1 protein-coding gene is annotated in these 233 nt (G+C 57.9%); it reads right to left on the reverse strand.

Annotation, left to right across the window (positions count from 1 at the left end):
• Positions 1-233 (reverse strand): hypothetical protein (locus ACCD03_RS25660; RefSeq protein ID WP_413413302.1); only part of this gene is annotated, 233 nt, incomplete at both ends.

Raw genomic sequence — 233 nt, forward strand, 5'->3', positions numbered from 1 at the left:
CAGCGCAATACGCACACAGCGGCGTAAATCAGAATCGTCCGATGCAGCGAGCCGCCTGATCGCCGCACGGCGCTGCTGTGGAGTCGCTTGAGTGCCCGAAAGGTAGATATGGAAGAGATCACTAAACGTTTCTTGCGCGGAATGGCAGGGATGCCCTTCCGGCTCTGCTGTGAGGAAACGCGCGAGGAGCATCACGCCGGGATCGAATAAACTTGGGTCGTAGCTAATGGCCT

Source organism: Ralstonia sp. Ralssp135 (assembly GCF_047304345.1).
Taxonomy (GTDB): domain Bacteria; phylum Pseudomonadota; class Gammaproteobacteria; order Burkholderiales; family Burkholderiaceae; genus Ralstonia; species Ralstonia chuxiongensis.